The organism is Pacificoceanicola algae, from assembly GCF_049341065.1.
Lineage (GTDB): Bacteria > Pseudomonadota > Alphaproteobacteria > Rhodobacterales > Rhodobacteraceae > Pacificoceanicola.
The window spans coordinates 1-24,666 of record NZ_JBMPIX010000023.1 but is presented as its reverse complement, the minus strand read 5'-3'; the positions used below and the strand labels follow the sequence as shown (position 1 = coordinate 24,666).

At 60.3% G+C, this 24,666-nt stretch carries 24 protein-coding genes and 1 tRNA gene; 14 read left to right on the top strand and 11 right to left on the bottom strand.

Translation table 11 applies throughout. From position 1 onward, the window contains the following. Positions 1 to 12 precede the first annotated feature (12 nt). On the bottom strand, positions 13 to 309 hold the full coding sequence (locus ACOYQJ_RS21620) for a virulence factor (RefSeq protein WP_422908044.1): 297 nt from the start codon (positions 307 to 309) through the stop codon (positions 13 to 15). Between the two features lie 219 nt (positions 310 to 528). Here ACOYQJ_RS21620 and ACOYQJ_RS21615 point away from each other — a divergent pair, with 219 nt between their 5' ends. From ACOYQJ_RS21615 to ACOYQJ_RS21605, 3 genes are all read left to right on the top strand, one after another. Then, positions 529 to 1,215, top strand: coding sequence for a sulfotransferase family 2 domain-containing protein (locus ACOYQJ_RS21615; protein ID WP_422908043.1), 687 nt, complete (start codon positions 529 to 531; stop codon positions 1,213 to 1,215). 32 nt (positions 1,216 to 1,247) lie between these two features. Further along, positions 1,248 to 2,360 (top strand): Ppx/GppA phosphatase family protein, encoded by a 1,113-nt coding sequence (locus tag ACOYQJ_RS21610; RefSeq protein WP_422908042.1) that lies wholly within the window; start codon positions 1,248 to 1,250, stop codon positions 2,358 to 2,360. A gap of 108 nt (positions 2,361 to 2,468) precedes the next feature. Next, entirely contained in the window at positions 2,469 to 3,194 is a 726-nt protein-coding gene (locus ACOYQJ_RS21605) for an RlmE family RNA methyltransferase (RefSeq protein ID WP_422908041.1), read from the top strand. On the opposite strand, the gene ACOYQJ_RS21600 is transcribed toward ACOYQJ_RS21605, so the two are convergent. Beyond that, a complete protein-coding gene (locus ACOYQJ_RS21600) occupies positions 3,183 to 3,407 on the bottom strand; it encodes a hypothetical protein (RefSeq protein WP_422908040.1) in 225 nt (74 codons plus the stop codon). The genes ACOYQJ_RS21605 and ACOYQJ_RS21600 overlap by 12 nt on opposite strands. A 177-nt stretch (positions 3,408 to 3,584) precedes the next feature. On the opposite strand from ACOYQJ_RS21600, the gene ACOYQJ_RS21595 reads away from it, so the two are divergent. Genes ACOYQJ_RS21595 through ACOYQJ_RS21580 form a run of 4 tightly spaced genes read left to right on the top strand, consistent with a single transcriptional unit; the run spans position 3,585 to position 7,321 of the window. Beyond that, entirely contained in the window at positions 3,585 to 4,211 is a 627-nt protein-coding gene (locus ACOYQJ_RS21595) for an SGNH/GDSL hydrolase family protein (RefSeq protein WP_422908039.1), read from the top strand. Beyond that, positions 4,208 to 4,654, top strand: coding sequence for a lipocalin family protein (locus ACOYQJ_RS21590; RefSeq protein WP_422908038.1), 447 nt, complete (start codon positions 4,208 to 4,210; stop codon positions 4,652 to 4,654). Before ACOYQJ_RS21595 ends, ACOYQJ_RS21590 begins: the two co-directional genes overlap by 4 nt. Further along, positions 4,651 to 6,060: a carnitine 3-dehydrogenase gene (locus ACOYQJ_RS21585; RefSeq protein ID WP_422908037.1), complete on the top strand. Its 1,410-nt coding sequence runs from the start codon at positions 4,651 to 4,653 to the stop codon at positions 6,058 to 6,060. Before ACOYQJ_RS21590 ends, ACOYQJ_RS21585 begins: the two co-directional genes overlap by 4 nt. Next, positions 6,047 to 7,321, top strand: a complete 1,275-nt coding sequence (locus tag ACOYQJ_RS21580; RefSeq protein WP_422908036.1) for a glycerate kinase type-2 family protein — start codon at positions 6,047 to 6,049, stop codon at positions 7,319 to 7,321. The genes ACOYQJ_RS21585 and ACOYQJ_RS21580 overlap by 14 nt, the downstream gene beginning before the upstream one ends. Here ACOYQJ_RS21580 and ACOYQJ_RS21575 read toward each other — a convergent pair. Further along, positions 7,312 to 8,061, bottom strand: coding sequence for a hypothetical protein (locus tag ACOYQJ_RS21575; protein ID WP_422908035.1), 750 nt, complete (start codon positions 8,059 to 8,061; stop codon positions 7,312 to 7,314). The genes ACOYQJ_RS21580 and ACOYQJ_RS21575 overlap by 10 nt on opposite strands. Positions 8,062 to 8,174: 113 nt before the next feature. Here ACOYQJ_RS21575 and ACOYQJ_RS21570 point away from each other — a divergent pair, with 113 nt between their 5' ends. Continuing rightward, positions 8,175 to 9,050: a glycosyltransferase family protein gene (locus ACOYQJ_RS21570; protein WP_422908034.1), complete on the top strand. Its 876-nt coding sequence runs from the start codon at positions 8,175 to 8,177 to the stop codon at positions 9,048 to 9,050. A 3-nt stretch (positions 9,051 to 9,053) separates the two neighbouring features. Here the strand turns inward: ACOYQJ_RS21570 and ACOYQJ_RS21565 are convergent, their stop codons facing one another. From ACOYQJ_RS21565 to ACOYQJ_RS21545, 5 genes are all read right to left on the bottom strand, one after another. After that, the gene (locus ACOYQJ_RS21565; protein ID WP_422908033.1) at positions 9,054 to 9,590 is read right to left on the bottom strand and encodes a hypothetical protein; all 537 of its coding nucleotides are present in this window, start codon (positions 9,588 to 9,590) and stop codon (positions 9,054 to 9,056) included. A 262-nt stretch (positions 9,591 to 9,852) separates the two neighbouring features. After that, entirely contained in the window at positions 9,853 to 11,367 is a 1,515-nt protein-coding gene (gene trpE / locus ACOYQJ_RS21560; protein WP_422908032.1) for an anthranilate synthase component I, read from the bottom strand. A 15-nt stretch (positions 11,368 to 11,382) separates the two neighbouring features. Beyond that, positions 11,383 to 13,230, bottom strand: coding sequence for a peptidyl-prolyl cis-trans isomerase (locus ACOYQJ_RS21555; RefSeq protein WP_422908031.1), 1,848 nt, complete (start codon positions 13,228 to 13,230; stop codon positions 11,383 to 11,385). A gap of 34 nt (positions 13,231 to 13,264) precedes the next feature. Then, positions 13,265 to 14,461 carry an aminotransferase gene (locus ACOYQJ_RS21550; RefSeq protein WP_422908030.1) on the bottom strand — a complete coding sequence of 399 codons (1,197 nt, stop codon included), beginning with the start codon at positions 14,459 to 14,461 and terminating at the stop codon, positions 13,265 to 13,267. Between the two features lie 57 nt (positions 14,462 to 14,518). Then, on the bottom strand, positions 14,519 to 14,920 hold the full coding sequence (locus ACOYQJ_RS21545; protein WP_422908029.1) for a winged helix-turn-helix transcriptional regulator: 402 nt from the start codon (positions 14,918 to 14,920) through the stop codon (positions 14,519 to 14,521). Positions 14,921 to 15,013: 93 nt separating this feature from the next. On the opposite strand from ACOYQJ_RS21545, the gene ACOYQJ_RS21540 reads away from it, so the two are divergent. Continuing rightward, on the top strand, positions 15,014 to 15,880 hold the full coding sequence (locus ACOYQJ_RS21540) for an SDR family oxidoreductase (protein WP_422908028.1): 867 nt from the start codon (positions 15,014 to 15,016) through the stop codon (positions 15,878 to 15,880). Positions 15,881 to 16,012: 132 nt separating this feature from the next. Here the strand turns inward: ACOYQJ_RS21540 and gpt are convergent, their stop codons facing one another. The 3 genes from gpt to fabI are packed head-to-tail and all read right to left on the bottom strand — an operon-like array spanning position 16,013 to position 17,945. After that, the gene (gene gpt, locus ACOYQJ_RS21535; RefSeq protein ID WP_422908027.1) at positions 16,013 to 16,519 is read right to left on the bottom strand and encodes a xanthine phosphoribosyltransferase; all 507 of its coding nucleotides are present in this window, start codon (positions 16,517 to 16,519) and stop codon (positions 16,013 to 16,015) included. 10 nt (positions 16,520 to 16,529) lie between these two features. Further along, on the bottom strand, positions 16,530 to 17,132 hold the full coding sequence (locus tag ACOYQJ_RS21530; RefSeq protein WP_422908026.1) for a LysE family translocator: 603 nt from the start codon (positions 17,130 to 17,132) through the stop codon (positions 16,530 to 16,532). Positions 17,133 to 17,138: 6 nt separating this feature from the next. Further along, positions 17,139 to 17,945: an enoyl-ACP reductase FabI gene (fabI, locus tag ACOYQJ_RS21525; protein ID WP_422908025.1), complete on the bottom strand. Its 807-nt coding sequence runs from the start codon at positions 17,943 to 17,945 to the stop codon at positions 17,139 to 17,141. Positions 17,946 to 18,058: 113 nt separating this feature from the next. On the opposite strand from fabI, the gene pdxH reads away from it, so the two are divergent. The 5 genes from pdxH to ACOYQJ_RS21500 all read left to right on the top strand — a co-directional run bounded on the left by pdxH (position 18,059) and on the right by ACOYQJ_RS21500 (position 24,164). Next, positions 18,059 to 18,664: a pyridoxamine 5'-phosphate oxidase gene (gene pdxH / locus ACOYQJ_RS21520; RefSeq protein WP_422908024.1), complete on the top strand. Its 606-nt coding sequence runs from the start codon at positions 18,059 to 18,061 to the stop codon at positions 18,662 to 18,664. A gap of 143 nt (positions 18,665 to 18,807) precedes the next feature. Further along, positions 18,808 to 19,335 carry a cold-shock protein gene (locus ACOYQJ_RS21515; protein WP_422908023.1) on the top strand — a complete coding sequence of 176 codons (528 nt, stop codon included), beginning with the start codon at positions 18,808 to 18,810 and terminating at the stop codon, positions 19,333 to 19,335. Further along, a complete protein-coding gene (locus ACOYQJ_RS21510) occupies positions 19,311 to 19,781 on the top strand; it encodes a DUF192 domain-containing protein (protein WP_422908022.1) in 471 nt (156 codons plus the stop codon). Before ACOYQJ_RS21515 ends, ACOYQJ_RS21510 begins: the two co-directional genes overlap by 25 nt. Before the next feature lie 46 nt (positions 19,782 to 19,827). Further along, a tRNA-Pro gene (locus ACOYQJ_RS21505) sits at positions 19,828 to 19,904 on the top strand. A 585-nt stretch (positions 19,905 to 20,489) separates the two neighbouring features. Then, positions 20,490 to 24,164 carry a vitamin B12-dependent ribonucleotide reductase gene (locus ACOYQJ_RS21500; protein WP_422908021.1) on the top strand — a complete coding sequence of 1,225 codons (3,675 nt, stop codon included), beginning with the start codon at positions 20,490 to 20,492 and terminating at the stop codon, positions 24,162 to 24,164. Positions 24,165 to 24,666: the final 502 nt, after the last annotated feature.

Sequence of the window (24,666 nt, the reverse complement as noted above, 5' to 3'; positions counted from 1 at the left end):
TGTTCACGGGCCTCAGGCCCAGCCGTCGTTTTCAATCAGCGCCTTTAAGCGCGCGGTGTCATATTCGGTGTCGATGCGATGCGCTTCGGCATTCGCCGCCTCTTGCGGATCGCCCTCGATGGTGCCTGAGGCCACCTTGCGCCATTCTGCAAGATAGGCATCGGTTTCCGAGGCGCCGACCTTCATGGCCGCTCGGTCAATGGCCTGCTCAAAGCGTTCGGGCAAAACGGCCTTGGCGCCGCGGCGGCCCTTACCCACAATGACTTGAGCAGGGATGTCGCGCCAGTATACGATGGTCAAGTCAGCCATGGGGCGGTGATTCCTGTTGTCTTGTGCTACCTTCTAACGACACGTGAAAATCCTTCAGGGTCGAATTTCGACTTGTGCCGCGCCTTACGCGACAGGCTAGGGCGGTTGGACGAAAAGTCCAACAGTGGATTTGTATCCGAGTGTATTATTTTGCCGTTTAACAAAGCTGGCAACCGGGACTTAATTCTATGCCGTTAAGCCATGCGAATGGTTGTTCGCGTGGATGCATATAAACTGGCCTATATGCCGATGCCCAAGGCGGCATGCTCTTCCGTCAAGGAGGTGTTGGCGCGGCTCGATCCGGCCGTGACGGTCCCTGATCCCGAACGGGACGGGGTTTTCACATGGCACCGGATTTATGCAACCAAACGGTTCCGCATGAAACGCTGGATCGGGCTTGAGGATTACTTTCGGTTTTGTGTGGTGCGCGACCCGGTCAAGCGCTTGTTGTCCGTATATACCAACCGGGTGGTGCAGCTGAGAGAGTTGCACAACAGTCCGAGGTTGCGGGAAAATCCCGGCCATTTGGTGTTGGATCCTGACCCGGATTTCTTTTTCCAGAACATCGACGCCTATCGCGGCAAGGCCTCGACGATCAAGCATCACGCCTTGCCGGCGCATATCTTTCTGGGGCCTGATCTGGATATGTATTCAAGAGTTTATCGGGTCGAAGACCTGACCGCGCTGGCCTGGGATCTGAGCCTGTGGACAAGGCAGGATATTGCGATGCCGCGCTCGAACCAAAGCGACATCCGGCTGACACTGGACGATCTTCAGGACAAGACAATTGACGCCCTTCGTCCCTTTCTGGACGCGGAATATTCCTTTCTGTCAGGCTTTTACGAAAATCCTCTGGGGGCGCGCTACCATCGTGCTTGCGCGATACCGGAACGCCGCGTATCGTGACCTCAAGTTGATATCGGAAAAGGCGCAAAATCATGGCGCCAAAGCGTCCCAAGGGTGCGGGCGCTTTCCCGAAACCGGTCGAGAGCACCGCGCCTGACAGGCCCGATCCCAATGCGCTGTACGCGGCATTGGATCTGGGTACAAATAGTTGTCGCATGCTGATCGCTCAGCCAAAGGGCAGTCAGTTTCATGTGGTGGACAGTTTTTCGAAGTCCGTGCAGCTTGGGCACGGGCTTGAAAAGTCTGGTCGGCTCAGCCGTTCGTCCATGGCGCGGACGGTGTCCGCCATTCGCGTGTGCCAGCAAAAGATCGACCGTCACAAAGTCAAGAACATGCGCCTTGTCGCGACCGAGGCGTGCCGCCGCGCCCACAACGCGCGCGATTTCATTCGGCAGGTCAAACGCGAGACAGGGTTGATGCTGGAAATCATCCAGCCCGAGGAAGAGGCGCGTCTGGCAGTGATTTCCTGCGCGCCGCTGGTCAGCACCAAGACCGAGCAGCTGTTGGTGGTCGATATCGGCGGCGGCTCGACCGAACTGGTCTGGATTGACCTGTCCAAGGTCGAACCGCGCGATCGTCCGCGCGCCATCATGCGTCTGCACGCCGGATTTCACGCCCCCGCAAGCCCGTTTCCAACGGCGCGGGTGGTCGATTGGATCAGCGTGCCGCTTGGCGTGGCGACGCTGCGCGATCAGTTCAGTGATGTGGACGATGACGCCGCGCGCTATGCGCTAATGAGCTGGTATTTTGAGGAAAACCTCGCAGAATTTGCCCCCTACAAGGATGAACAACAGCGCGAGGGGTTCCAGATCGTCGGCACCAGCGGGACTGTGACCACCGTGGCGGCTTCGCATCTGGGGCTACGCCGCTATGACCGCACAAAGGTGGACGGGCTGCGGATGAGCAGCGATCAGATCGAGGCGGTCATCCAGCGATATTTGCAGATGGGCCCCACCGGAAGACGGCGCGACCCGCGTATCGGACCTGACCGGCATGCCTTGATCATGAGCGGTTCGGCGATCTTGCAGGCGCTGTTGCGGCTTTGGCCGACAGACCGGCTTTCGGTTGCGGATCGTGGGCTGCGTGAGGGTTTGCTTTACGCCCAAATGTCGGCGGATGGCGTTCTTGAAGATGGTCCGCTATAGAAGGGGCGATTTTCGTGTGAAAATCGCGTTTTGGGGGCGCTGCCCCCGTCGCTGATGCGACTCCCCCGGGATATTTGAAGACCGATGAAACACTTAGGCGATTGAGATATGGCACAGGGACCGAAGAACAGTTCCGGGCGCGGGCAGCGCGACCTGAAGGTCAAGGTAAAGTCGGCGCGTGGGCGCAAGCTGTCCTCGACGCTTTGGCTGCAGCGGCAGTTGAATGACCCCTATGTCAAACGCGCGAAGGCCGACGGGTTTCGCGGACGCGCGGCCTACAAGATTCTGGAGATCGACGAAAAGTACCGCTTTTTGGTGCCGGGGGCGCGGGTGGTCGATCTGGGTGCGGCGCCGGGGGGCTGGTGTCAGGTGGCGGTCAAGCGGGTCAATGCCCTGGGCGAAAAGCAAGGCAAGGCGGTTGGCACGGTTCTCGGGATCGACCTTCAAGAGATGGACCCGATCGCCGGGGCGGAGTTGCACCAGCTCGATTTTATGGAGGACGGCGCCGACGACAAGGTCAAGGCCTGGCTGGGCGGCCCGGCTGACGTGGTGATGTCAGATATGGCGGCCTCGGCCTCGGGCCATAAGCAGACAGATCACCTGCGGATCATCGCGCTGTGCGAAGCGGCGGCCTATCTGGCGTTTGACGTGCTGGAAGAGGGCGGCACCTTTGTGGCCAAGGTTCTGGCCGGAGGCGCGGAAGGCTCGCTTCAGCACATCCTGAAGCAGCGGTTTAAAAAGGTGGCGAATTTCAAACCGCCTGCCAGCCGATCGGATTCTTCTGAGAAATTTGTCGTGGCCACCGGCTTTCGCGGAAAACTGTCAGAAGAATAGTGCCTTGCGACGCGGGGACAGGCTGGGGCGATCCAGTGATTTTGCCGCCTTGGCCTGAAAATCTCGGGCAAAACCGGGTGAGACGGTACGAAAATCCTTGATCGGTTGCGGCGCGCTTTCCTCGGGCAGGCACACTTGCTGGTGCAGCTTGAACAAAAGGCTCCGGCGGTTCTGAACCTCGGAAGGTGGCAGTTTTTCTGTGGTGCGGGTCATGGTGGCAGCATCCCCTTGGCGTGGCAGATGTCCCGTCGTAGTGCGCGAATGCGGCAGCATTGGCGCTGAGGTGTGCCATCGCCGGGGCAAAGGCGCGTCCGGGGGATTGACCCCTGTGGAAATCCCCGGTCCGATGTCGAAAACCCGCGTTACGCGGCGCAATCGGGAGGAAATCGGATGGCGGTGATTCTTTGTTACGGCGACAGCAACACGCATGGGACGCGGCCCATGTTGGAGGCCGGGATCTCTGAACGATTTGACGTGGGTGCTCGTTGGCCGGATGCCATGGCCTCGGCGCTTGGTCCGGATCATCAGGTGATTGCCGAGGGCCTGCCGGGGCGAACCACCGTGCATGACGATATCGTGGAAGGCGGCGCGCGCAATGGATTGGCAGTGCTGCCCGCCATCCTGCACAGTCACAAGCCGCTGGATCTGATGATCCTGATGTTGGGGACAAACGACCTCAAGAACCGCTTTTCGATGACCGCCTACGAGATTGCCCGATCGCTTGAGCGCATGGTTCTGGCGACCCGGGCCGAGGATGTCGTGGACAATATCCTGCTGGTCGCCCCGGCGCCGGTGAAGGAATGCGGCACGCTGGTGGATGTCTTTGCCGGGGCGGAAGCGCGGCAGACGGGGCTTGAGACGCATATCCGGCAGGTGGCTGACCGGCTTGGCTGCGGTTTTGTCGCGGCGGGTGATACTGTCGCCGTGTCGGATGGTGACGGCGTGCATTGGGAAGAAGAGGCGCATTTGCGCTTTGGCGCGGTTATGGCGCAGGCCGTCAAGGCGCGTTTGCGGTGAGGGCTGTTCTGGCCCTTGTCTTGCTTGCGGGCTGCGCCGCCAAAGCGCCTCTGCCGGATGTGCCGATCCCGCTGCGCAACCCGACGTCGCAGATCGCCTCGCAGGCGGACGCCTCGTTGCAGCGGCTTCAGGGGGCGTGGATTGTGGTGCAGGGCGCGGGCATGGCGCCCGGAAGCCGTGTGCTGATCACCGGGCAGAGCTTTGCCGTGGACGGCGTGCAAATCGGCTTTGCGCCCGAAGGCACGGGTCGGTTTCGTCTGGGGAACGAGGCGATCTGGGTGCATTGGCTTGATGTCGATAACCGGACGGCGGCTATGGGCGAGCCCGGCGGCAAGCGGGTCTGGATCATGGATCGGACCGGGCAGCCCGGCGAACGGCTGGGCGCGGCGCGCGAAATCCTTGAATGGTACGGCTATGATCTGAGCCGGATGGAGGTAGAATGAAACAAGTGGCGGCAATCGTTGGCGGCGGCGTGATTGGTGGCGGCTGGGCGGCGCGCTTTGCCCTGATGGGGTGGGATGTGCGCGTCTTTGACCCGGACCCCGAAGCGCAGCGTAAAATCAACGAAGTCATGGCCGGGGCCGAACGTGCGCTGCCCATGCTCTACGAGGCGCCCATGCCCGCGCGCGCGGGCATCACCTATCACGATGATCTGTCCGAGGCCGTTACCGGCGCCAGCTACATACAGGAAAGCGTGCCCGAACGGCTGGACCTCAAACACAAGGTGCTGGCAGGAATTCAAGCGGCCTGCGCGCCGGATGCGGTGATTGGGTCTTCAACCAGCGGGTTCAAACCTTCCGAGTTGCAGGACGGTGCAGCGCGGCCTGGCCAGATCATTGTCGCGCATCCTTTCAATCCGGTCTACCTTTTGCCTTTGGTCGAGCTTGTTCCCGGCGTGAAGGCCGATGCGCAGGTTGTTGAAAAGGCAAGCGAAATACTGACCGGCATTGGCATGTTTCCGCTGCACGTCAGGGCCGAGATCGACGCTCATATCGCCGACCGCTTTCTTGAGGCCGTCTGGCGCGAGGCGCTTTGGCTGGTGCGCGACGGCATCGCCACAACCGAGGAGATCGACAACGCCATCCGCTATGGCTTTGGCCTGCGGTGGGCGCAGATGGGCCTGTTTGAAACCTACCGCGTCGCGGGCGGCGAGGCTGGGATGCGGCACTTCATGGCGCAGTTCGGCCCCTGTCTGACATGGCCCTGGACCAAGTTGATGGATGTGCCCGAGTTTACCGGCGAACTGGTTGATCTGATCGCAGGGCAGTCCGATGCACAATCGGGCCACCTTTCAATCCGCGAACTGGAGCGACTGCGCGACAACAACCTTGTGGCGATGTTGCGCGCTCTGAAGGGGCAAGAGGCCGCGGCCGGTAAGTTGCTTCTGGATCACGATGCAACGCTGCGCCGGCCCTTGGGCGACGATGTGCCCTTGGTCACGGTTCGGCGGATCGTGCCGGTGGATTGGGTCGATGTGAATGGCCATATGAACGAAGGCCGCTACGGGCAGGTCTTCTCGGACGCCTCCGAGGAATTGATGACCCGTGTCGGCGCGGATCGCGCCTATATCGACGGTGGAAACAGCTATTTTACCGCTGAGACGAACATCAAATATCTCGCGGAAACTCTTGTTGGGGAACCAATTATTGTCGAAACGCGTGTCACTTTGGGCGAGGGCAAAAAGCTGCGGCTCTGGCATGAAATGAAGCGCGCAAAGGACGGCGAAGTACTGGCAAGCTGCGATCAGTTCTTGCTGCATGTGTCGCTGGATACGCGCAAATCCTGTCCGCCGCTGCCCGCGGTTCTGGCAGAGGTCGAAGCGTTGGCCAAGGCTCATGCAGATGGATAAACGCCGTTTCCTGACAGATCTGTTTGACACGGCGGTCGCGGCGGCGGACCCGATGAAGGCTTTGGCCGATGTGCTGCCCGAGCGGCCGAAGGGGCGCACTGTTGTGGTGGCCATCGGCAAGGGCGCGGCGCAAATGGCGGCTGCTTTCGAAACGCTCTGGAAGACGCCGGTCGAGGGCGTGGTGGTGACCCGCTACGGTTATGCCGGGCCGTGCAAATACCTGCCGGTTTTGGAAGCCGCGCACCCGGTGCCGGACGCGGCGGGCGTCAAGGCGACCGAGGCGGTCTTTCAAGCTGTAAAAGGGCTTTCCAGCGACGATCTGGTGGTGGCTCTGGTCTGCGGCGGCGGGTCGGCATTGTTGCCCGCGCCGCCGGACGGTTTGACCTTGGAGGATGAGCAGGCCTTGAACCGGGCGCTTTTGGCCTCGGGCGCGCCGATCGGCGTCATGAACGCAATTCGCAAACATGTCAGTCGGATCAAGGGCGGCCGTTTGGCGGCGGCAGCGGCGCCCGCGCGGGTGGTCAGTCTGGTCGTTTCGGACGTGCCAGGCGATGATCCCGCGCAGGTCGCCTCGGGGCCAACTGTGCCGGATGCGGTTACGGCGCAGGATGCTCTGGATATGATATCGCATAGGAATATTGTTTTACCAAAGTCTGTTATGGCGCATATTTCAAGTTCTGCCTCGGCTGCGCCAAACCCCGATGATCCGGTGTTCATTGGCAACGAGGTAAGCGTCATCGCCTCTGCCCGGTTGTCGCTGGAGGCTGCTGCCGCGCGGGCCGAGGCATTGGGTGTGCCAGCGGTGATCCTTTCCGATGCCATCGAGGGCGAGGCGAAAGACATCGGCATGATGCACGCCGCCATCGCGCGTGAAGTGGCGTTGCGCGGGCGGCCCTTCAAAGCGCCAATCGTTGTGCTGTCCGGCGGTGAGACCACCGTGACGCTTGGGGAAAATCCGGGGCGCGGCGGGCGGAACACGGCGTTTCTGCTCAGCCTTGCCGCCGGGATCGAAGGGGTGGAGGGGATCACAGCCCTTGCCGCCGACACCGATGGGATCGACGGATCCGAGGACAATGCCGGAGCCTTCGCGGACAGCACCAGCCTTGTGCGGTTGCGGGCCTTGGGACAGGATCCGGGCCACTATGTCAAAGCGCAGGATCCATATGGCGCCTTCGAGGTATCGAATGATATTTTCGCCCCCGGGCCGACTGGTACAAATGTAAATGATTTCAGGGCTATATTGATTGAACCTCAGGCATAGATATAGCCGAGTCGCGCCTCTTGCTCGGGGTCGATCTGCGATTGCAGAAAGGTCAGGTCTTCGTCGCTGAACGCCTTGGGCGTCTCGGGGCGCGCGTCAACTGACGGCAGGAATTTGGACCCGAGCCGCTTGACCACGGGGCGGTACGCCACTTGTCCAGCGGGCACCGACAATAGGTCATGCAAGTCGGCAAGAAAACCCTCAGGCGCGGCCTGAACCGCTTCGAGCCGACAAAACACCACTGTGCATCCTCGCTCGAGATAGGACAAAAGCCCCTGCAATTTCGCCTGTCTGAGCGCAAAGAGATTGGCAAGGGGGCGCCCTGTCAGCGGGTGACGGTCATGTTGCAGCGGTTGGCCTTGGCCGCCGAACTCCGCCACCTGCGGGAAATAGCGTTTGCGGTCGGCTATGGTGGTCCATTCGGCACGGATAAACTCGGAAAAAGGTAAGGCTTGCATGGCCGGAGGGCAGTGCCAGGGTTTGGCATGCATCGACAAAGCCCAGCTCTGCGCGTCCCGCACCACGCAGATCACCGCGACGTTCGGCGCGATCGCGGTCATATGGGGAAAGCCGTGCTTCCAGCCAAGCCCTTCGATCGGGCGCATCGGGCTGTTCCGCCCGATCAGCCGTTTGATAAAATTTGTGCCTGAAGAGCGTTCGCCAAACACCTGATACAGCGTCGGTGGCTGTGGTCCGGGCTTGATTTGCCAGCCGGTCGTAAGGAAATCCTGCGCGATCATCACGGCCTCTTATCCTTTTGCCGTCACGATAGCGCGCGGAACAGCAGATAGCGATTCTCAAAAGCACGCAATTGCGGTAGCTTAGGGCAAAAGAAACAAGCGAGGCAGAGCAGATGCAATCGGTGGCCGCCGCCCTGACAATGGTGCGCGACGATGCCTTTTTCCTGAAGGCATGGCTGCGCCATTACGGCGAAGCCCTTGGGCGTGAAAATTGTTATGTGGTCAACCACGGCCGCGGTGAAACGGTCGCGCAATTGGCTGAGGGTTGTAACATCATCGGCATTCCCGGCGATCCGCATCCTAATTTCGACATGAAACGCTGGCGTATGCTCAACAACATCGTGCAGGGACTGCGGTGTTACTACAACCATGTGATTGTCGGAGATGTGGATGAGCTGGTTGTGGTCGATCCGGCCTCTGGGATCGGTCTGCTGGACTATCTGCGCAAGGCCAAGCTGCGCCGCAATCTGACGCCATTAGGGCTTGAGGTCATTCATCGGATCGATATCGAGGATCAACCGATTTCCGACCGGATCATTGGCCCGCGCCGCCATGTGCGTCTGGCGCCGCATTACTCGAAACCTTGTATCATCAGCACCGGGAACAAGATCGCACGCGGTGGGCATTTCACCCAAAGCGACAAGCTGTTCGCGCCCGAGGATCTGTATCTATTCCACCTGAAATTCTGTGATTTTGGCGCTTATGTCGACGTGATGGACCAGCGCAATCGGGTGACCGGCGCTTTGCAGGGCGAGATCAAGGATATCGCCATTGGCCGCCATTGGTTTGCCGAGGCGCGCGGCGAAGATCGGGCCGTGTATGACGGGTTTTCGGCGCTGAAGATGCAGGAAGGATTTGATTTCAGTCACGTGCGCAAGGCCATGCAGAACAGCTGGAAGCCACGCGGGGAAACCGGGTTCTGGCAGTTCGACAGACCCGACTATCCGGGGCAATACCGTCTGCCGGATCGATTTGTCGGAACGATCTGAGGTTTAACGTCCCTGTGAAGAGACGAAGGACACGTTGCCGAAATTGATGCCGGGCAGGGCGTCGGACATTGTCGCGGACGCGGTTTGAACAAAGGCGCGCGAATTGCCGTCCATCATGTTGAACCCGGCCTCCCAGACACTTGTCGGCGTATAGACCAAAACCATGGCGCCCAATACCCCGACCAGCATCCCGCCCGAGTTCCGCTTTTTCCCGCCGGATTTGGTCAGAAAGCGGAACAGGTGCATCAGCAACATGACGCAAGATGCGGCCAACAAAGCGGCCAGCACCATGAGGATATAGGCGTGGTAATGGTCGGGCAGGCTGCCCTGACGCAAAGAACCTTCGATCACGCCGCGATTATTGGCAACCGAGACGACAATGTATGCCCAGCCAAACCCCAACAGGGCAGAACCGATGGGCCGGGACGTTGTAACATCCTTGACCACGCCGCGTTCACCGGTGCGGTAGAACGTAGGATCAATTGATTTGATCCGGCGCTGGAAGTCTTGATGGGTTTGTTTGGTAAGCGTGCGTGTCATGCGATTTTGATAGATATCGAATGAGGCATGTATTTGGTAAAATGCGGCGCGACTTGCCATAATTTGGCTTCGCTCGTTAAAATTTGGTTGAAATCAAAGATGATCTTAGGTCAATTGACGGTTTTTCCGGGAAATTTAGCGGAACTTTCAGAAAATTTTGCGTCCTGCTCGTCTAAGGCGAAGCCATAGATTTCGAATCAGTTAAGCCTTGTGTGCAAATCTTGGCCGATCCCTTGGATTGCGATCCGGAGGGCACCAGCTGTCAGCTGTTGCGGTTTCCAGTGAACCGAGCCGCATCGGCGGCCGCGCGCCGGATGGCGTTCGATTTGTGAACGGTCTCCTGATATTCTGCTTCGGGGTCGCTGTCATAGACCACACCGCCACCGGCCTGAATATAAAGCTTGCGGTCCTTCACAAGTGCGGTGCGCAGGGCGATACACATATCCATATCGCCGCCCGCACTGAAATAGCCGACACCGCCGCCGTAGACACCGCGCTTTTCCGGCTCCAGTTCGTCGATGATCTCCATCGCGCGGACCTTGGGTGCCCCAGAGACCGTGCCAGCAGGCATCCCCGCGAAAAAGGCGGACAGCGCGTCCTGATCATCGGCTAACTCGCCCACCACGTTCGATACGATGTGCATCACGTGGCTGTAGCGTTCGATGATGAATTGTTCGGTCGGACGCACGGTACCGATTTTCGAAACCTTGCCGGTGTCGTTGCGGCCCAGATCCAGCAGCATGAGGTGTTCGGCCAGTTCTTTCTTGTCGGCCAGCAAATCGGCCTCAAGCGCGCGATCCTGCTCGGGCGTTGCGCCGCGCGGACGGGTGCCGGCAATCGGGCGAATGGTGACTTCGCGGCCAAAGACCCGCACGAGAATCTCGGGGCTGGCGCCGATGACCTGAAAGCCGCCAAAGTTGAAATAGAACATGAAGGGCGACGGGTTGGTGCGCCGCAAGGATCGATACAGCGAAAACGGCGGCAGCGGGAAATCCTGGGTCCAACGCTGCGAGGGTACGACCTGAAAGATGTCACCCGCGCGGATATATTCCTTGGCGGTTTCGACCGCGTCCTTGTAGCTCTGATGGGTGAAGTTCGACACAGGCTCGCCCAGATCGGCGGCATCGCCCAGATCGCGCGTCGCCTCGGGCAGGGCGCGTTCGAGATCGCGCACCGCGTCCATGACACGTTCGGCGGCCTGCGCATAGGCCGCACGGGACGACAGCCCGTCCTGCACCCACGCGGGCGAGACAACGGTGACTTCGCCTTTCACGCCGTCCAGAACCGCGATGACCGAGGGGCGCTGCAACATGGCGTCGGGCAGGCCCAGCGGATCGGGGTTCACGTTGGGCAGATGTTCGACCAGCCGGATCATGTCATAGCCAAGATAGCCAAACAGGCCCGCTGCGGCCTGCGGCAGATCCTCGGGCAAGTCGATGCGCGACTCGGCGATCAGGGCGCGCAGGGCGGTCAGCGGATCGTCTGACTGATCTTCAAAGGCTTCCGGGTCAAAGCGCGCCTGACGGTTGATGCGCGCCTGCGTGCCGTGGCAGGTCCAGACCACGTCCGGCTTCATCCCGATGATTGAATAGCGTCCGCGCACTTCACCGCCGGTCACGGATTCGAGCATGAAGGCATCCTTGGCCGCCCCCGTCAGCTTGAGCATCAGCGATACAGGCGTGTCGAGATCGGCAGCAAGGCGCGTGTACAAAAGCTGGTTTTGCCCGGCTTGATAGCCTTTGGCGAAGTCATCGAAAGTCGGGGTCAATGCGGACATGAGCGTAACAGGGCCTTACTGGAAGTTCGCGTGAACGGCGTTCAGCGCCTGCTGGTCGATCGTGACCCCGGCACGTTGCTGGATATCGGTGGACAGCGCCTGAAACAGGTCTTGCGCCACGTCATTGGCGGCCTGATCCCCGAAAATCTGGGTCAGTTGCTTGACCTCGTCGCTTTCCAGATCGGCGGCGATCACCTCGTCCAGACGCATGACAAAAGCCGTGCCTTCGCCGGGCAGGGCGGCGGTGGCGCCCGGCTCCAGCTTGAACGCTTCGGCCACCAGACCGGCTGGAATATCCGAGGCCTGAGCGTTGCGGTTCAGGCCGGTTTCGGTCTTGGCGGTCAGGCCAAGGCCCTCAAAGGTCTTGCCTTCGGACAGTTGCGCGGCAAGAGCCTTGGCCTCTTCGACCAGCGCGTCGGTCTGGGCCTGGTGTTCCCAGCCCGCCACCACGGCATTGCGCACATCCTCGAAAGGTTGCGGAGCGGGTTCGCGCACCTCTTCAAGTCGCATGGCAAAGAGGCCGCCATCGCCCAGTTGGTCAATCTTCGGATAATCATCGGCGGTCACCGCCTGCGCGGCCTCGCGGAAGGCGTCATAGCCTGCGATGCCCTCGCTGCTTTGCGCGGTCCAGCCGATCTGGTCCAGCGTCAGGTCGGTGCTGTCGGCCAGCTCTTCCAGTGTGGCGCCAGCGGCCAGTTCGTCGTCAAGGCTTTGCGCCATGCCGTCAATCACGCGGCGGGCGCGGTCCAGCGCAAGCGTGTCACGCAGGGCGGGCTCGGCCTCTTCAAAGGTCGTTTCATGTGCAGGCAGGATCGCGTTCAGCCGGAACAAGGCCGGGCCAAGCGGCGTCGGCGCGGGGCCAGCGATATCGCCCACCTCGGCGGCAAAGACCACATCGGCGGCGCCGTCCAGATCGTCACGGCTCACGTCGCCCATGTCGGTGTCGGCCAGTTCAAGGCCGCGTTCCTGCACAAGCGCTTCAAAGGTGATCTCGCCTGAGGTCAGCCTTTCAAGCGCGGCCTGCGCTTCGGCGTCATCGGCAAAGACCAGACGTTCGACAAGGCGGCGTTCCGGCATATTGAATTCGGCCTCACGCTCGGCATAGGCGGCGCGCAGGCTTTCTTCGTCGACCTCGACGCTATCGACGATCATATCGGGCGTCACCCAAGCGTAGGTGATCTGCTTGGTTTCGGGCAAAGTGAAGCGGTCGATATTCGCTTCGTACCATGCGGTCAGCTCGTCTTCGGTCGGCACGGGCAGACCGGTGGTCAGCGCATCGGCGCCCAGTTCAGCCCAGGTAAAGGCGCGGCGTTCGGCGGCATAGCCAGCCAGTGTGTGGATATAGGTGTCAGGCAGTTTCGTCCCGGCCAGAACCGCGCCCTGCAACAGCGTGGCGGCGCTTTGCGAGCGCAACTGCTCCTCAAAGTCGCGTTCGCTCATGTCGATACGCTCCAGCGCGGCGGCATAGGCGACGCGGTCCAGCTTGCCATCGGGGCCGTGGAAGGCATTGATATTGGAAAGTTCTTCAGCCAGCCGTTCGTCGCCGACGGAAATCCCAAGGGTGTCGGCTTCGCTTTCAAGCGCGGCAGTGACCACCATCTGGCTCAGCACGCGCTGCGGCAGACCCATGGCCTGTGCCTGCGGGAAACTGACGGGCTGTCCGGCTTGCGCTTCGACGGCGCGAATTTCGTTCTGCAGGGCGCGGGCATAGTCGCTGACCGGAATATCTGCGTCCCCGACCGAGCCAATCTTGCGCACATTGCCCGAGAAATTCGTCACGCCAAAGCCGCCAAGCCCAACCACGAGCATGCCGATCAAGATCAGACCAAGAGATTTGGGCATTCCGCCGCGTTTCGATGCCATTTGGTTCTCCCCGGAGTTCTTAGGCTGGCCTTGTCTACGCTGCACCTTTCTGGGCTGCAAGGGGCCAGTCCAGCACCGCAAGCCGTTCGACAAAATCCTTGATACCGGCGGCATCGGTATTGGCAAAGGCGACGCGGAAATGACGGTCACCGCTGGGGTCACCGTCCGGGAAAAACATCGAACCGGGCAGCAGAAGGACCCCCGCCTCGCGCACCAGTTTCGGGGCAATCTGGGCCGAGGTTTCGGCAAACGGGTGTTCGATATAGGCGAAATATGCGCCAAGCCCGAGCAGCTTCCAGCCCTTTGCCTCAAGCTGCGGGAAATGGTCGGCGATGGCGCGACGCCGCGCGAGGATCTCGTCGCGCTGTTCGGCCACCCAGTCAGCTAGATTGCTCAGCCCCCATTCGGCGGCCATCTGGCCCATCTGCGGCGCGCAGATCGCGACGGTGTCCTGAAACTTTTCCATCTCGCGCAGCAGGTCGGGGTCCGCGATGATGGCACCCGCGCGGTGACCAGTCAGACGGTAGGACTTGGAAAAGCTGTAAAGCTGGATCAGCGTTTTATCCCAGTCACTTGTGGTCAAAAGATCATGTGGTGCGCCGGGCTGGCTGTGAAAATCACGGTAGGTCTCATCAAGGATCAGGCGCAGGCCCTGTTCGCGGGCAAGCTGGAAAAACGCGCGCAGGGTTTCAGGCGGATATTCCACGCCTCCGGGGTTGTTCGGCGAGACAAGCGCAATGGCGCGGGTTCTCGCGGTGATCAGCCCGGCGGCATCCTCGGCACTTGGGATAAGGTCCGGGCCGCTTGTCAAAGGCACCGCGGTCACGCCAGACATGTCCAGCCACATCTTGTGATTGAAGTACCACGGAACGGGCAGAATGACCTCGTCCCCTTCGGTGGTCAGCGCGGCGATGGTCGCGGCAAAAGCCTGATTGCAGCCTGCGGTGATGGCTACCTGATCCGGCCCGACCGAACCGCCATAGTGATGCGCCCAATTGGCGGCCAGTGCGGCGCGCAATCCGTCATTGCCCAGAACCGGCCCATAAAGGTGGGTTTCGGCGCGTTCCATTGCCTCGGCCATGGCCCGGCGCAGCTGCGGTGGGGGCGGATCGACCGGGGCAGCCTGGCTGAGGTTGATCAAAGGCCGATCAGGCGAAAAGGTAACACCATCGAGCCAGCGCCTTGCCTCGGGGATAGGGGGCGGGAAGGTGGCTTGGCTGCGGGTGGTCATGGCGCTCTCCGGGCTGGGTTTGGCGCAGGCTAACAGGCCCGCGCAGCGACGAAAAGCTCAGACCGCGGCGTCATAGGCCGCGCGGGCGGCGCGGATGCGATCGTGGTTCGCGCTTGCCCAATCGCTGAGGGTTGCGATGGGCTGCAAGGACGAGCGGCCAAGTTCGGTCAGGGCGTATTCCACCGACGGCGGTTTTGTCGGATAAACGGTGCGCGAAATCATTCCGTCGCGCTCCAGTTCCCGCAGGGTTTGGGTGAGCATGCGTTTGGAGATATCGCCCACGCTGCGCTGCAAGGCGGAAAACCGTTGCGGCGCACGTTCGAGAGAAATCAGGATCAGCAGCGTCCACTTCTGCCCGACACGATCCAGCACGTCGCGGATCGGGCAGGCGCCGGGCTCGGCCGGGCGCCCGGTTGGCCAATCCGCAAAGAGGGGGTTACCCCGAGGTTCCCTGGTCATGAAAAAGTGCCTCCTTCACGCAGACCTTTGGCAGGTCTACATCCGAGACCATATCCCGATTCGGGACCTGCATCAAAGGAAAGGATCAAGCTGATGGTATTGAAATATCTCGTGACAGGGGCCTCGGGCCAACTGGGAGCCAAGGTGATCGAGGCGCTGTTGAAAACCGAAGCGCCGCGCCAGATCGGCGGTTTGGTACGCCGCGACGAAGCGGCAGCCACGCTTGAGGCCAAAGGTATCGAGGTGCAGGTTGCGTCCTACACCGACCCAGAGGCATTGAAGGCCGCGTTCGAGGGTGTCGAGCGGCTGTTGCTGGTCTCCTCCAGCGAGGTTGGCCAACGCGCCGAGCAACACCGCAATGTGATCAGCGCCGCCAAGGCGGCCGGTGTGAACTTTGTCGCCTACACCTCGATCCTCGGGGCCAAGACCTCACCTTTGACGGTGCTGCCGGGCGAACACGTGGCCACCGAAGACGCTCTGGCTGCCTCTGGTCTGCGCTACGCGGTTTTGCGCAACGGGTGGTACACCGAGAATTACGTGATGGGGGCAGGGGCGGCGGTCGCGCATGGCGCGCTTATCGGCGCAGCGGGCGAAGGCCGGATTTCAAGCGCATCGCGTCAGGACTATGCAGAAGCTGCGGCGGCGGTTCTGAGCGGAGATTTGCCTGAAAGCGGAACGGTTTACGAACTGGCTGGCGATGGCAGTTACAACCTGACCGAGTTCGCGGCGGCAATTTCAGATCTGACGGGCAAGCAGGTGCCATACGTCGATATGTCAGCGGACGCCTATGCGGCCGCACTGGTTGGCGCCGGGTTGCCGGAGCCTGTGGCGCAGATGTTGGCGGACAGTGATCGCGGGGCGTCAGAAGGCGGGCTGTTCAGCGAAGACCGGACCCTGTCGCGTCTGATCGGTCGCCCCACGACGCCTTGGCGCGAGACGTTGAAAGCTGGTCTGGCGTGAACCGGGATTGATCCAAAGGGGGCCCTGACGGGCCGCTCTCACATCTGGGGGGCATGCCCCCCAGACCCCCATTGGCGCCTGTATCGCATGTCAGGCGTTAGCGGGATGGTCTGGGCATTTGGGAGACGCCAGTCAGTCGTCGTCGCCGTGGTAGGGTTTCACGTATTGCAAAGCCATATCCCATGGGAAGAAGATCCATGTGTCCTGGCTGACCTCGGTGATATAGGTGTCAACCTGCGGGCGCCCCATGGGTTTGGCGTAAACCGTGGCGATCTGCGCATTGGGCATATGTTTGCGCACGACTTCCAGCGTGCGGCCGGTATCGACGAGATCATCCACGACCAGAACGCCGGTGCCGTCGCCGATCACGTTCATATCCGGGGATTTGATGACAACCGGTTCGGATTGGGTTTGGTGGTTGTAGGATTTTACGCTGATCGTATCGACAGTGCGAATGTCCAATTCCCGCGCAACGATCATCGCCGGGGCCATGCCGCCACGGGTGATCGCCACCACCGCGCGCCAGGCGCCATTGTCTGGGCCTTTGCCCTGCAGGCGCCATGCCAGCGCACGTGCGTCGCGGTGCAGCTGGTCCCAGCTGACGTGAAAGCCTTTTTCGTGGGGCAGGCGGTCGTTCATGGGATCTCTCCTATCGGTCGAATAGCAGGCGCAGGCCAAGCAAACCCAGCAGGGCTCCGGCGGCGCGGTCAATGACGGGTTTGAGGCGCAGATAGCCCGCGCGTGCCGGAGGCGTGGCCAACAGCGCGGCGAAGGCAGCATAGACGCAGCATTCCACGGCGAAATGGTTGAGGACGATCATGGCTTTGGCGCCAACAGGCAGGTCCGGGGGAAAGATCACCACAAGGACCGAAGCGGCAAACAGCACCGATTTGGGGTTGGCCAGGTTCACAAGGACGCCGCCCCAAAAGGCGCGGGCACCGGGGCGCGCGCTGTCGCCGACGGGGGCGCGGGCGTCGCGCCACAGGCCGTAAGCGATCCAGATCAGGTAAAGAGCGCCTGCGATTTTCATCAGCGCAAAGGCCCAGGGGACGAGGGCAAAGATGGCCTCAAGGCCAAGCAGTGCCGCGCCGGTCCATGTCGCGGCCATCAGGCCAAGCCCTGCGCCTGTGGCGGCGCCCGTCAGAAAACCGCCGGAAATGGATTGCCGCAGTGCATAGAGAAGGGCCGGACCCGGGATCGCCATCGCCGCCAGAAGCGTGATGTTGAAAGCCAGAAGGTGGGTCCAGTCCATCGCGGTTTATCCTTTGGTGATGTCCGGGGCGTCAACAGCCTTCATGCCGACCACGTGATAGCCCGCATCAACGTGGTGGGTTTCGCCGGTCACGCCGCTGCCCAGATCGGACAGCAGATACAGCGCGGATTTGCCCACGTCTTCGGTGGTCACGTTGCGGCGCAGGGGCGAGTTGTATTCGTTCCACTTCATGATGTAGCGGAAATCGCCGATGCCAGACGCGGCCAGCGTCTTGATCGGGCCGGCCGAGATGGCGTTGACGCGAATGCCGTCCTTGCCCAGATCTTCGGCAAGATACCGCACCGAAGCCTCAAGCGCGGCCTTGGCCACCCCCATGACGTTGTAATGCGGCATGATACGCTCGGCGCCGTAATAGGTGAGGGTGACGGCGCTGCCGCCATTCTTCATCATCTTTTCCGCGCGCTGCATCACGGCCGTGAAGCTATAGACCGAAATATCCATGGTCATTGTGAAGTTGTCCCTGGACGTATCCACGTAGCGACCGCGCAATTCGTTCTTGTCTGAAAAGCCGATGGCGTGGACGATGAAGTCCAGATTGTCCCATTTTTCACCCAGCGCGGCAAAAAGGCTGTCGATCGACGCGCCATCGGCCACGTCGCAGGGCAGAACGATGTCGCTGCCCAATTGCGCGGCCAGCGGGCCGACGCGCTTCATCAAGGCTTCGCCCTGATAGGAAAAGGCAAGCTCGGCACCGGCGTCTGCACAGGCCTTTGCGATGCCCCAGGCGATCGACTTATCGTTTGCCAGCCCCATGATGAGACCGCGTTTTCCCGCCATCAACCCGTTTGACATAGTTGCCTTCTCCACCCAGATAATCCGTTAAAGGTCGTTTAGGCGATCCCCCCCGGGCCATCAAGCCTGCATTCATCATTGCGGGCAGGGGGCCACTGCCAAGGAGACAGGACATGAGCGACAGAAGCGGTATCTTTGCGGGGGATGATCCTTTTGCGATTGCCCGTGCGTGGTTGGCCGAGGCCGAGGCAACGGAAATCAATGATCCCAATGCCATTGCTCTGTCCACGGTGGATGCCAACGGTTTGCCGAATGCCCGCATGGTACTTTTGAAAGAGATCGAGGCGCAGGCTTTTGTCTTTTACACGAACTACGGCAGCGCCAAGGCGCAAGAGATCGAACAGGCGGGAAAGGCGGCTTTCGTCATGCATTGGAAATCGCTGCGCCGCCAAATTCGGGTTCGCGGTCTGGTAGAGCGCGAGGAAGGGCCAAAAGCGGATGAGTATTACGCCTCGCGCTCTCTCAAAAGTAGATTGGGGGCATGGGCCTCGGAGCAATCGCAGCCGCTGTCCTCACGTGCGGCGCTTATGGCTGAGGTTGCGAAAGTCACCGCAAAACATGGGCCAAACCCATCGCGGCCGCCTTTTTGGGGTGGATTTCGCATAAATCCTTTGGAAATTGAATTCTGGGCTGATGGCGCATTTCGGTTGCATGATCGATTCCGTTGGACGCGTGTTGGCGTCAAGGGAGAATGGGAGATCGCGCGTTTAAACCCTTGAAAACATCTACATGCATGGGCGCAATTTCGCTCATAGAGGGAGTTGGTGACACAAAAATGCTCTTTCGGACAGGTTGAACTACCCCAGTGGAATGCGCGATTACTGAATTGGGATACGTCACTCAAAGACACTGGAAATAGGTTTTGGGACAACAGGACAACGCAGAAGAGCGGGTCAACGGCAAGGTAAAGTGGTTTGACCCGGTAAAGGGGTTCGGATTCGTGATCTCCGACGAGGGAGGCGCGGATATTTTGTTGCATGCCAACGTGCTGCGTAATTTCGGGCAAAGCTCTGTCGCGGATGGGGCCCGGATCGATATTGGCGTGCAGCGCACCGAGCGTGGTGTGCAGGCAACCGAGGTCTATCAGATCGAGCCGCCGGAAGGCAGCGAAGGCGTGCCTTTGGCCGATTTTGAAGATATCGACAGCGAAACCATGGCGAATGCGCCGCTGGAACCGGCACGCGTCAAATGGTTCGACAAGGCGAAGGGCTTTGGATTTGCCAATATCTTCGGCAAGCCGGAAGATATCTTCATTCATATCGAGGTGCTGCGGCGCTCGGGTCTGGCTGACCTGCAACCGGGTGAGGCTTTGGCCATTCGGGTGGTCGATGGCCGCCGCGGCCGGATGGCGATGGAGGTATTTGCATGGGAATCCGCCTTGTCGCGCTGACCATTTTGTCGGGGCTCTTTGCAGCCCCGGCGATGGCTGGTGGTTTATGCAGCGATGATTCCGTCTGGTTGCGCGGCGATTTCGGCAAGGTCCGCTTTACAGTTGATGTGGCGGACGAGCCAGCGGAACGCGCCCAGGGGCTGATGTTTGTCGAGGACATGCCCAGCAGCCGCGGGATGCTGTTCGCCTATAATTCGGCGCAACCCGTGGCATTCTGGATGAAAAACACTTTGATCCCGCTGGACATGATCTTTGCCGACGAACACGGCGTTGTCCAAAAGGTGCACGAAAACGCGATTCCGGGCGATCTGACCGCCATCGAAGGCGGCGGCATGATTCAGTACGTGCTTGAGATCAACGGTGGTCTGGCGGCACAAATGGGCATCACGGCCGGGACAGAACTGCGGCATCCGACAATTTCGGACGCTGCATGGCCCTGTGAATGAAATTGCCCTTTTCTTGGCGGTGACTTGTCGCTAAAGGAGGCGCAGTCGGGGCGTGGCGCAGCCTGGTAGCGCGTCTGTTTTGGGTACAGAAGGTCGTGAGTTCGAATCTCGCCGCCCCGACCACTCCAACATATATAGCGGTTTGCATCCGCGAGATGGGCTTCCCTTCCAAGGGAAAGTGAAAATGCCTGCGCCTTGTGCGGCGGGCCGAGTCTTTGCCTGCATCCGGGACAGATTCGCTGATTGAAATCCTTGAGCGTTGTCATCTGGCCACAACATATGGGTGCTATGCTTTTTCTTCGCACAAATTCCCAGGCTTGTTCACACTTATTAACGCTTGTGGATAACTTCCGGAAACAGCTGCGAAAATCTCGGCTTTGTTGATTGTCCGGCTTTTGGCCATCTTGTGAATGAATCGGGGATAACCACAGGCCCTAGTAGGCGCGCTGTCCGTCAACACTAAATATATGCTCGATCCGCCAAAAAACTCGTTGACGATCCGCTAAGATTTGCGCCATTTTGTGCAGGTCGAACGGGAGGGCCACTACATGTAGTGGTGGCGCCAAGGGCCGGCAGGGAGAACCTCAAGAGAGCTACAGCTTTCAGGGCACGCAATTACAGGCGGGTCGCGGTCCTTCTTTGCCTACAGACCCCCACTGCTCGGCACTTGGTACATGGGACACTTAACTAGGCAACGGGGCAGCTCGGATGAAAATCGAAAGAAAATTCACCAAAGCAGGGCAGGACGCATACGCGGCGATCGAATTCACGACGACCACGTCGGAGATCCGCAATCCTGATGGGACAACTGTTTTCAAGCAGGAAAACCTCGAAGTTCCCGCGAAGTGGAGCCAGGTTGCCAGCGATGTGATCGCACAGAAATATTTCCGCAAGGCCGGTGTCCCCACGCAGCTGAAGAAGGTCAAGGAAAAGGGCGTGCCTGAATTCCTGTGGCGTTCCGTCCCCGCTTCGAAAACCACCGAGCGCACCGGCGAGACCAGCGCCAAACAAGTGTTCGACCGTCTTGCAGGCGCATGGACCTATTGGGGCTGGAAGGGTGGGTATTTCACCACCGAAGCCGACGCCCATGCCTATTTCGACGAAATGCGCGTGATGCTTGCCACCCAGATGGCCGCTCCGAATTCGCCGCAGTGGTTCAACACCGGCCTGCATTGGGCCTATGGCATCGATGGACCGGGGCAGGGCCATTACTATGTCGATTTCAAATCCGGCGAGCTGACCAAGTCGACCAGCGCTTATGAACACCCGCAACCCCACGCCTGCTTTATCCAGTCCGTCAAGGACGATCTGGTTGGCGACGGCGGCATCATGGACCTTTGGGTCCGCGAAGCGCGTCTGTTCAAATACGGCTCGGGCACCGGCACCAACTTTTCGTCTTTGCGCGCCGCGAACGAGCCGCTGTCGGGCGGTGGCAAATCCTCGGGTCTGATGGGTTTTCTCAAGATCGGTGACCGCGCTGCGGGCGCCATCAAGTCGGGCGGCACCACGCGCCGCGCCGCCAAGATGGTAATCTGTGATGTCGACCACCCTGACATCGAGGAATTCATCAACTGGAAGGTCCTGGAAGAGCAGAAAGTGGCTTCGATTGTCGCTGGCTCGAAGATGCACGAAAAGATGCTGAACGGGATTTTTGAGGCGATCAAACTGTGGGACGGTGCAGAAAACGACGCATATGATCCCAAAAAGAACGAGGCGCTCAAGGGCGCGATCCGCGCCGCCAAGGGCGTGATGATCCCCGAGACTTATATCAAGCGGGTGCTTGATTATGCGCGGCAGGGCTATGCCAGCATCGAATTCCCGACCTACGACACCGATTGGGACTCGGAGGCCTATGCCTCGGTTTCGGGCCAGAACTCGAACAACTCGATCCGTGTCACCGATGCCTTCTTGCAGGCTGTGCGTGAAGACAAGGACTGGGAACTGATCCGGCGCACCGACGGCTCGGTCGCCAAGACGGTCAAGGCGCGCGATCTGTGGGAAAACGTCGGTCACGCCGCATGGGCCTGTGCCGATCCGGGCATCCAGTTCCACGACACTGTCAACGCCTGGCACACTTGCCCGACCGATGGCGAGATCCGTGGATCGAACCCCTGCTCGGAATACATGTTCCTTGACGACACCGCCTGCAACCTTGCCTCGATGAACCTGCTGACCTTCCTCAAGGGCGGCAAGTTTGACGCGGAAAGCTATATGCACGCCACGCGCCTTTGGACCCTGACGCTGGAAATCAGCGTGACTATGGCGCAGTTCCCCAGCCAGGAGATCGCGCAACGGTCTTATGACTACCGCACGCTGGGCCTTGGCTATGCCAACATCGGCGGGTTGCTGATGAACATGGGCTATGGTTATGACAGCGACGAAGGCCGCGCGCTTTGCGCCGCGCTGACCGCGATCATGACTGGCGTTGCCTATGCCACCTCGGCCGAGATGGCGGGCGAGTTGGGCGCTTTCTCCAAGTACGAGAAGAACAGCAGCCACATGCTGCGCGTCATCCGCAACCACCGCAACGCCGCCTATGGCGCAACCACCGGCTACGAAGAGCTTGCCGTCAAGCCGGTGCCGCTGGATCACGCCAATTGCCCCGACGCCGACCTGATCGAGCTGGCCATGGGCGCATGGGACGAAGCGCTGGAGCTGGGCAAGAAGCATGGCTACCGCAACGCCCAGACCAGCGTGATCGCCCCGACCGGCACCATCGGTCTGGTCATGGATTGCGACACCACCGGGATCGAGCCGGACTTTGCCTTGGTGAAGTTCAAGAAACTGGCCGGTGGCGGGTACTTCAAGATCATCAACCAGTCCGTGCCCGCGGCTTTGGAAAAGCTCGGCTATGGATCGGCACAGATCGAAGAGATCATCGGCTATGCCGTCGGTCACCAGACACTGGGCAACGCACCGGGCATCAACCACACCTCGCTGATCGGCCACGGCTTTGGTCCGGCGCAGATCGAAAAGATCGAGGCCGCGCTGGCCACCGCCTTTGACATCCGCTTTGTCTTTAACCAGTGGACGCTGGGCGAGGAGTTCTGCCGCGAGACGCTGGGCATTCCCACTGAAAAACTGAACGATCCAACCTTTGACATGCTCAAGCACCTTGGCTTTAGCCGCGCCGACGTCGACGCCGCCAATGACCATGTTTGTGGGACCATGACGCTGGAAGGCGCGCCGCATCTCAAGGACGAGCATCTGAACGTATTCGATTGCGCCAACGCCTGCGGCAAGAAGGGCAAGCGTTACCTGTCCGTCAACAGCCACATCACCATGATGGCCGCCGCGCAGTCGTTTATCTCGGGGGCGATCTCCAAAACGATCAACATGGCGAACGATGCCAGCATCGAGGATTGCCAGAAGGCTTACGAGCTGTCCTGGAGCCTTGGGGTGAAGGCCAACGCGCTGTACCGTGACGGATCGAAGCTGTCGCAACCGTTGGCCGCCGCGCTGGTTGAGGACGATGACGATGCACGCGAAGTGCTCGAAAGCGGCTCGATGCAGGAAAAGGCACAGGTCCTGGCCGAGAAGATCGTCGAGAAGGTGGTGATCAAGGAGGTCATCAAATCGCAGCGCACCAAAATGCCGGAACGCCGCAAGGGCTATACCCAAAAAGCCATCGTCGGCGGGCACAAGGTGTATTTGCGGACGGGTGAATATGAAGGCGGCTCGCTCGGCGAGATCTTTATCGACATGCACAAGGAAGGCGCTGGCTTCCGCGCGATGATGAACAACTTTGCCATCGCTGTGTCGGTTGGTCTGCAATACGGCGTGCCGCTGGAAGAATTCGTCGATGCCTTCACCTTCACCAAGTTCGAACCGGCAGGGATGGTTCAGGGTAACGACAGCATCAAGAATGCGACCTCGATCCTTGACTATATCTTCCGCGAACTGGCCGTGTCCTATCTGGACCGCACCGATCTGGCCCATGTGAAACCCGAAGGGGCCTCCTTCGATGATCTGGGTCGCGGCGAAGAAGAAGGCGTGTCCAACGTCAAGGAGCTTTCGGATAGCGCCGCCTCGCGGTCGCTGGAGGTGCTCAAGCAGATCAGCTCGACGGGCTACCTGCGCAAGCGTCTTCCGCAGGAGCTGATCGTCCTTCAGGGTGGTCAGGCCGGGGCAGTCGCCTTTGGTCAGACCGGCACCGACCCGGTGCAGGCGCTCAGCACATTGGTTCCCGAAACCGGAGTGGCGGCTGCCGCGACATCGACCGTGGCGATTGCCAGCGCGTCCATGACCATGGACGACCGCACCAAGGCCAAGATGCAGGGCTACGAAGGCGAGGCCTGCGGCGAGTGTGGCAACTACACGCTGGTGCGCAACGGCACATGCATGAAGTGCAACACCTGCGGGTCCACTTCGGGCTGTAGCTGAGCGAGAAGGCAGTGGGGGGCCGTCACCGTCGACCCCACTGCGATTTTCGGGGCGCGTGCGCGCGCTCCTGACGCGGATAAGGCCGCAGGCAAAAAACTCAAAACGGGCGGTGATAAACAGTGAGCCTTATCAGCGAACCTAAAGGGTCCCATCGGGGCCCTTTTTTTGTGCCTTGTCTTCGGGGAGGGCTCTGGCGGTGAATCTGAACTGGGCCGGAGCCGATCTGGAGATGATCAATGGTCCCCGGGGCAGGGGGCGATAAAAGCGAACAGAGCGTGAAAGCGGTGCCGATCCAGGGACGAGTCGCGCCAAACGAGTCACCTGCCTGGACGTGACCCAAGGGCACTTTCCCCATGGATGCTGCAGTGCGGCGTTCTCAAGTCCTGGTTGCGCTAAACTGCACAAAAATTCTGACGTTAACCATATGAAATATATATGTAATTTTGAGATTTTCAGAAATCTTTTGATTTCTTCAAAAAACTGCTTGCGGGTTTTGGGTGGT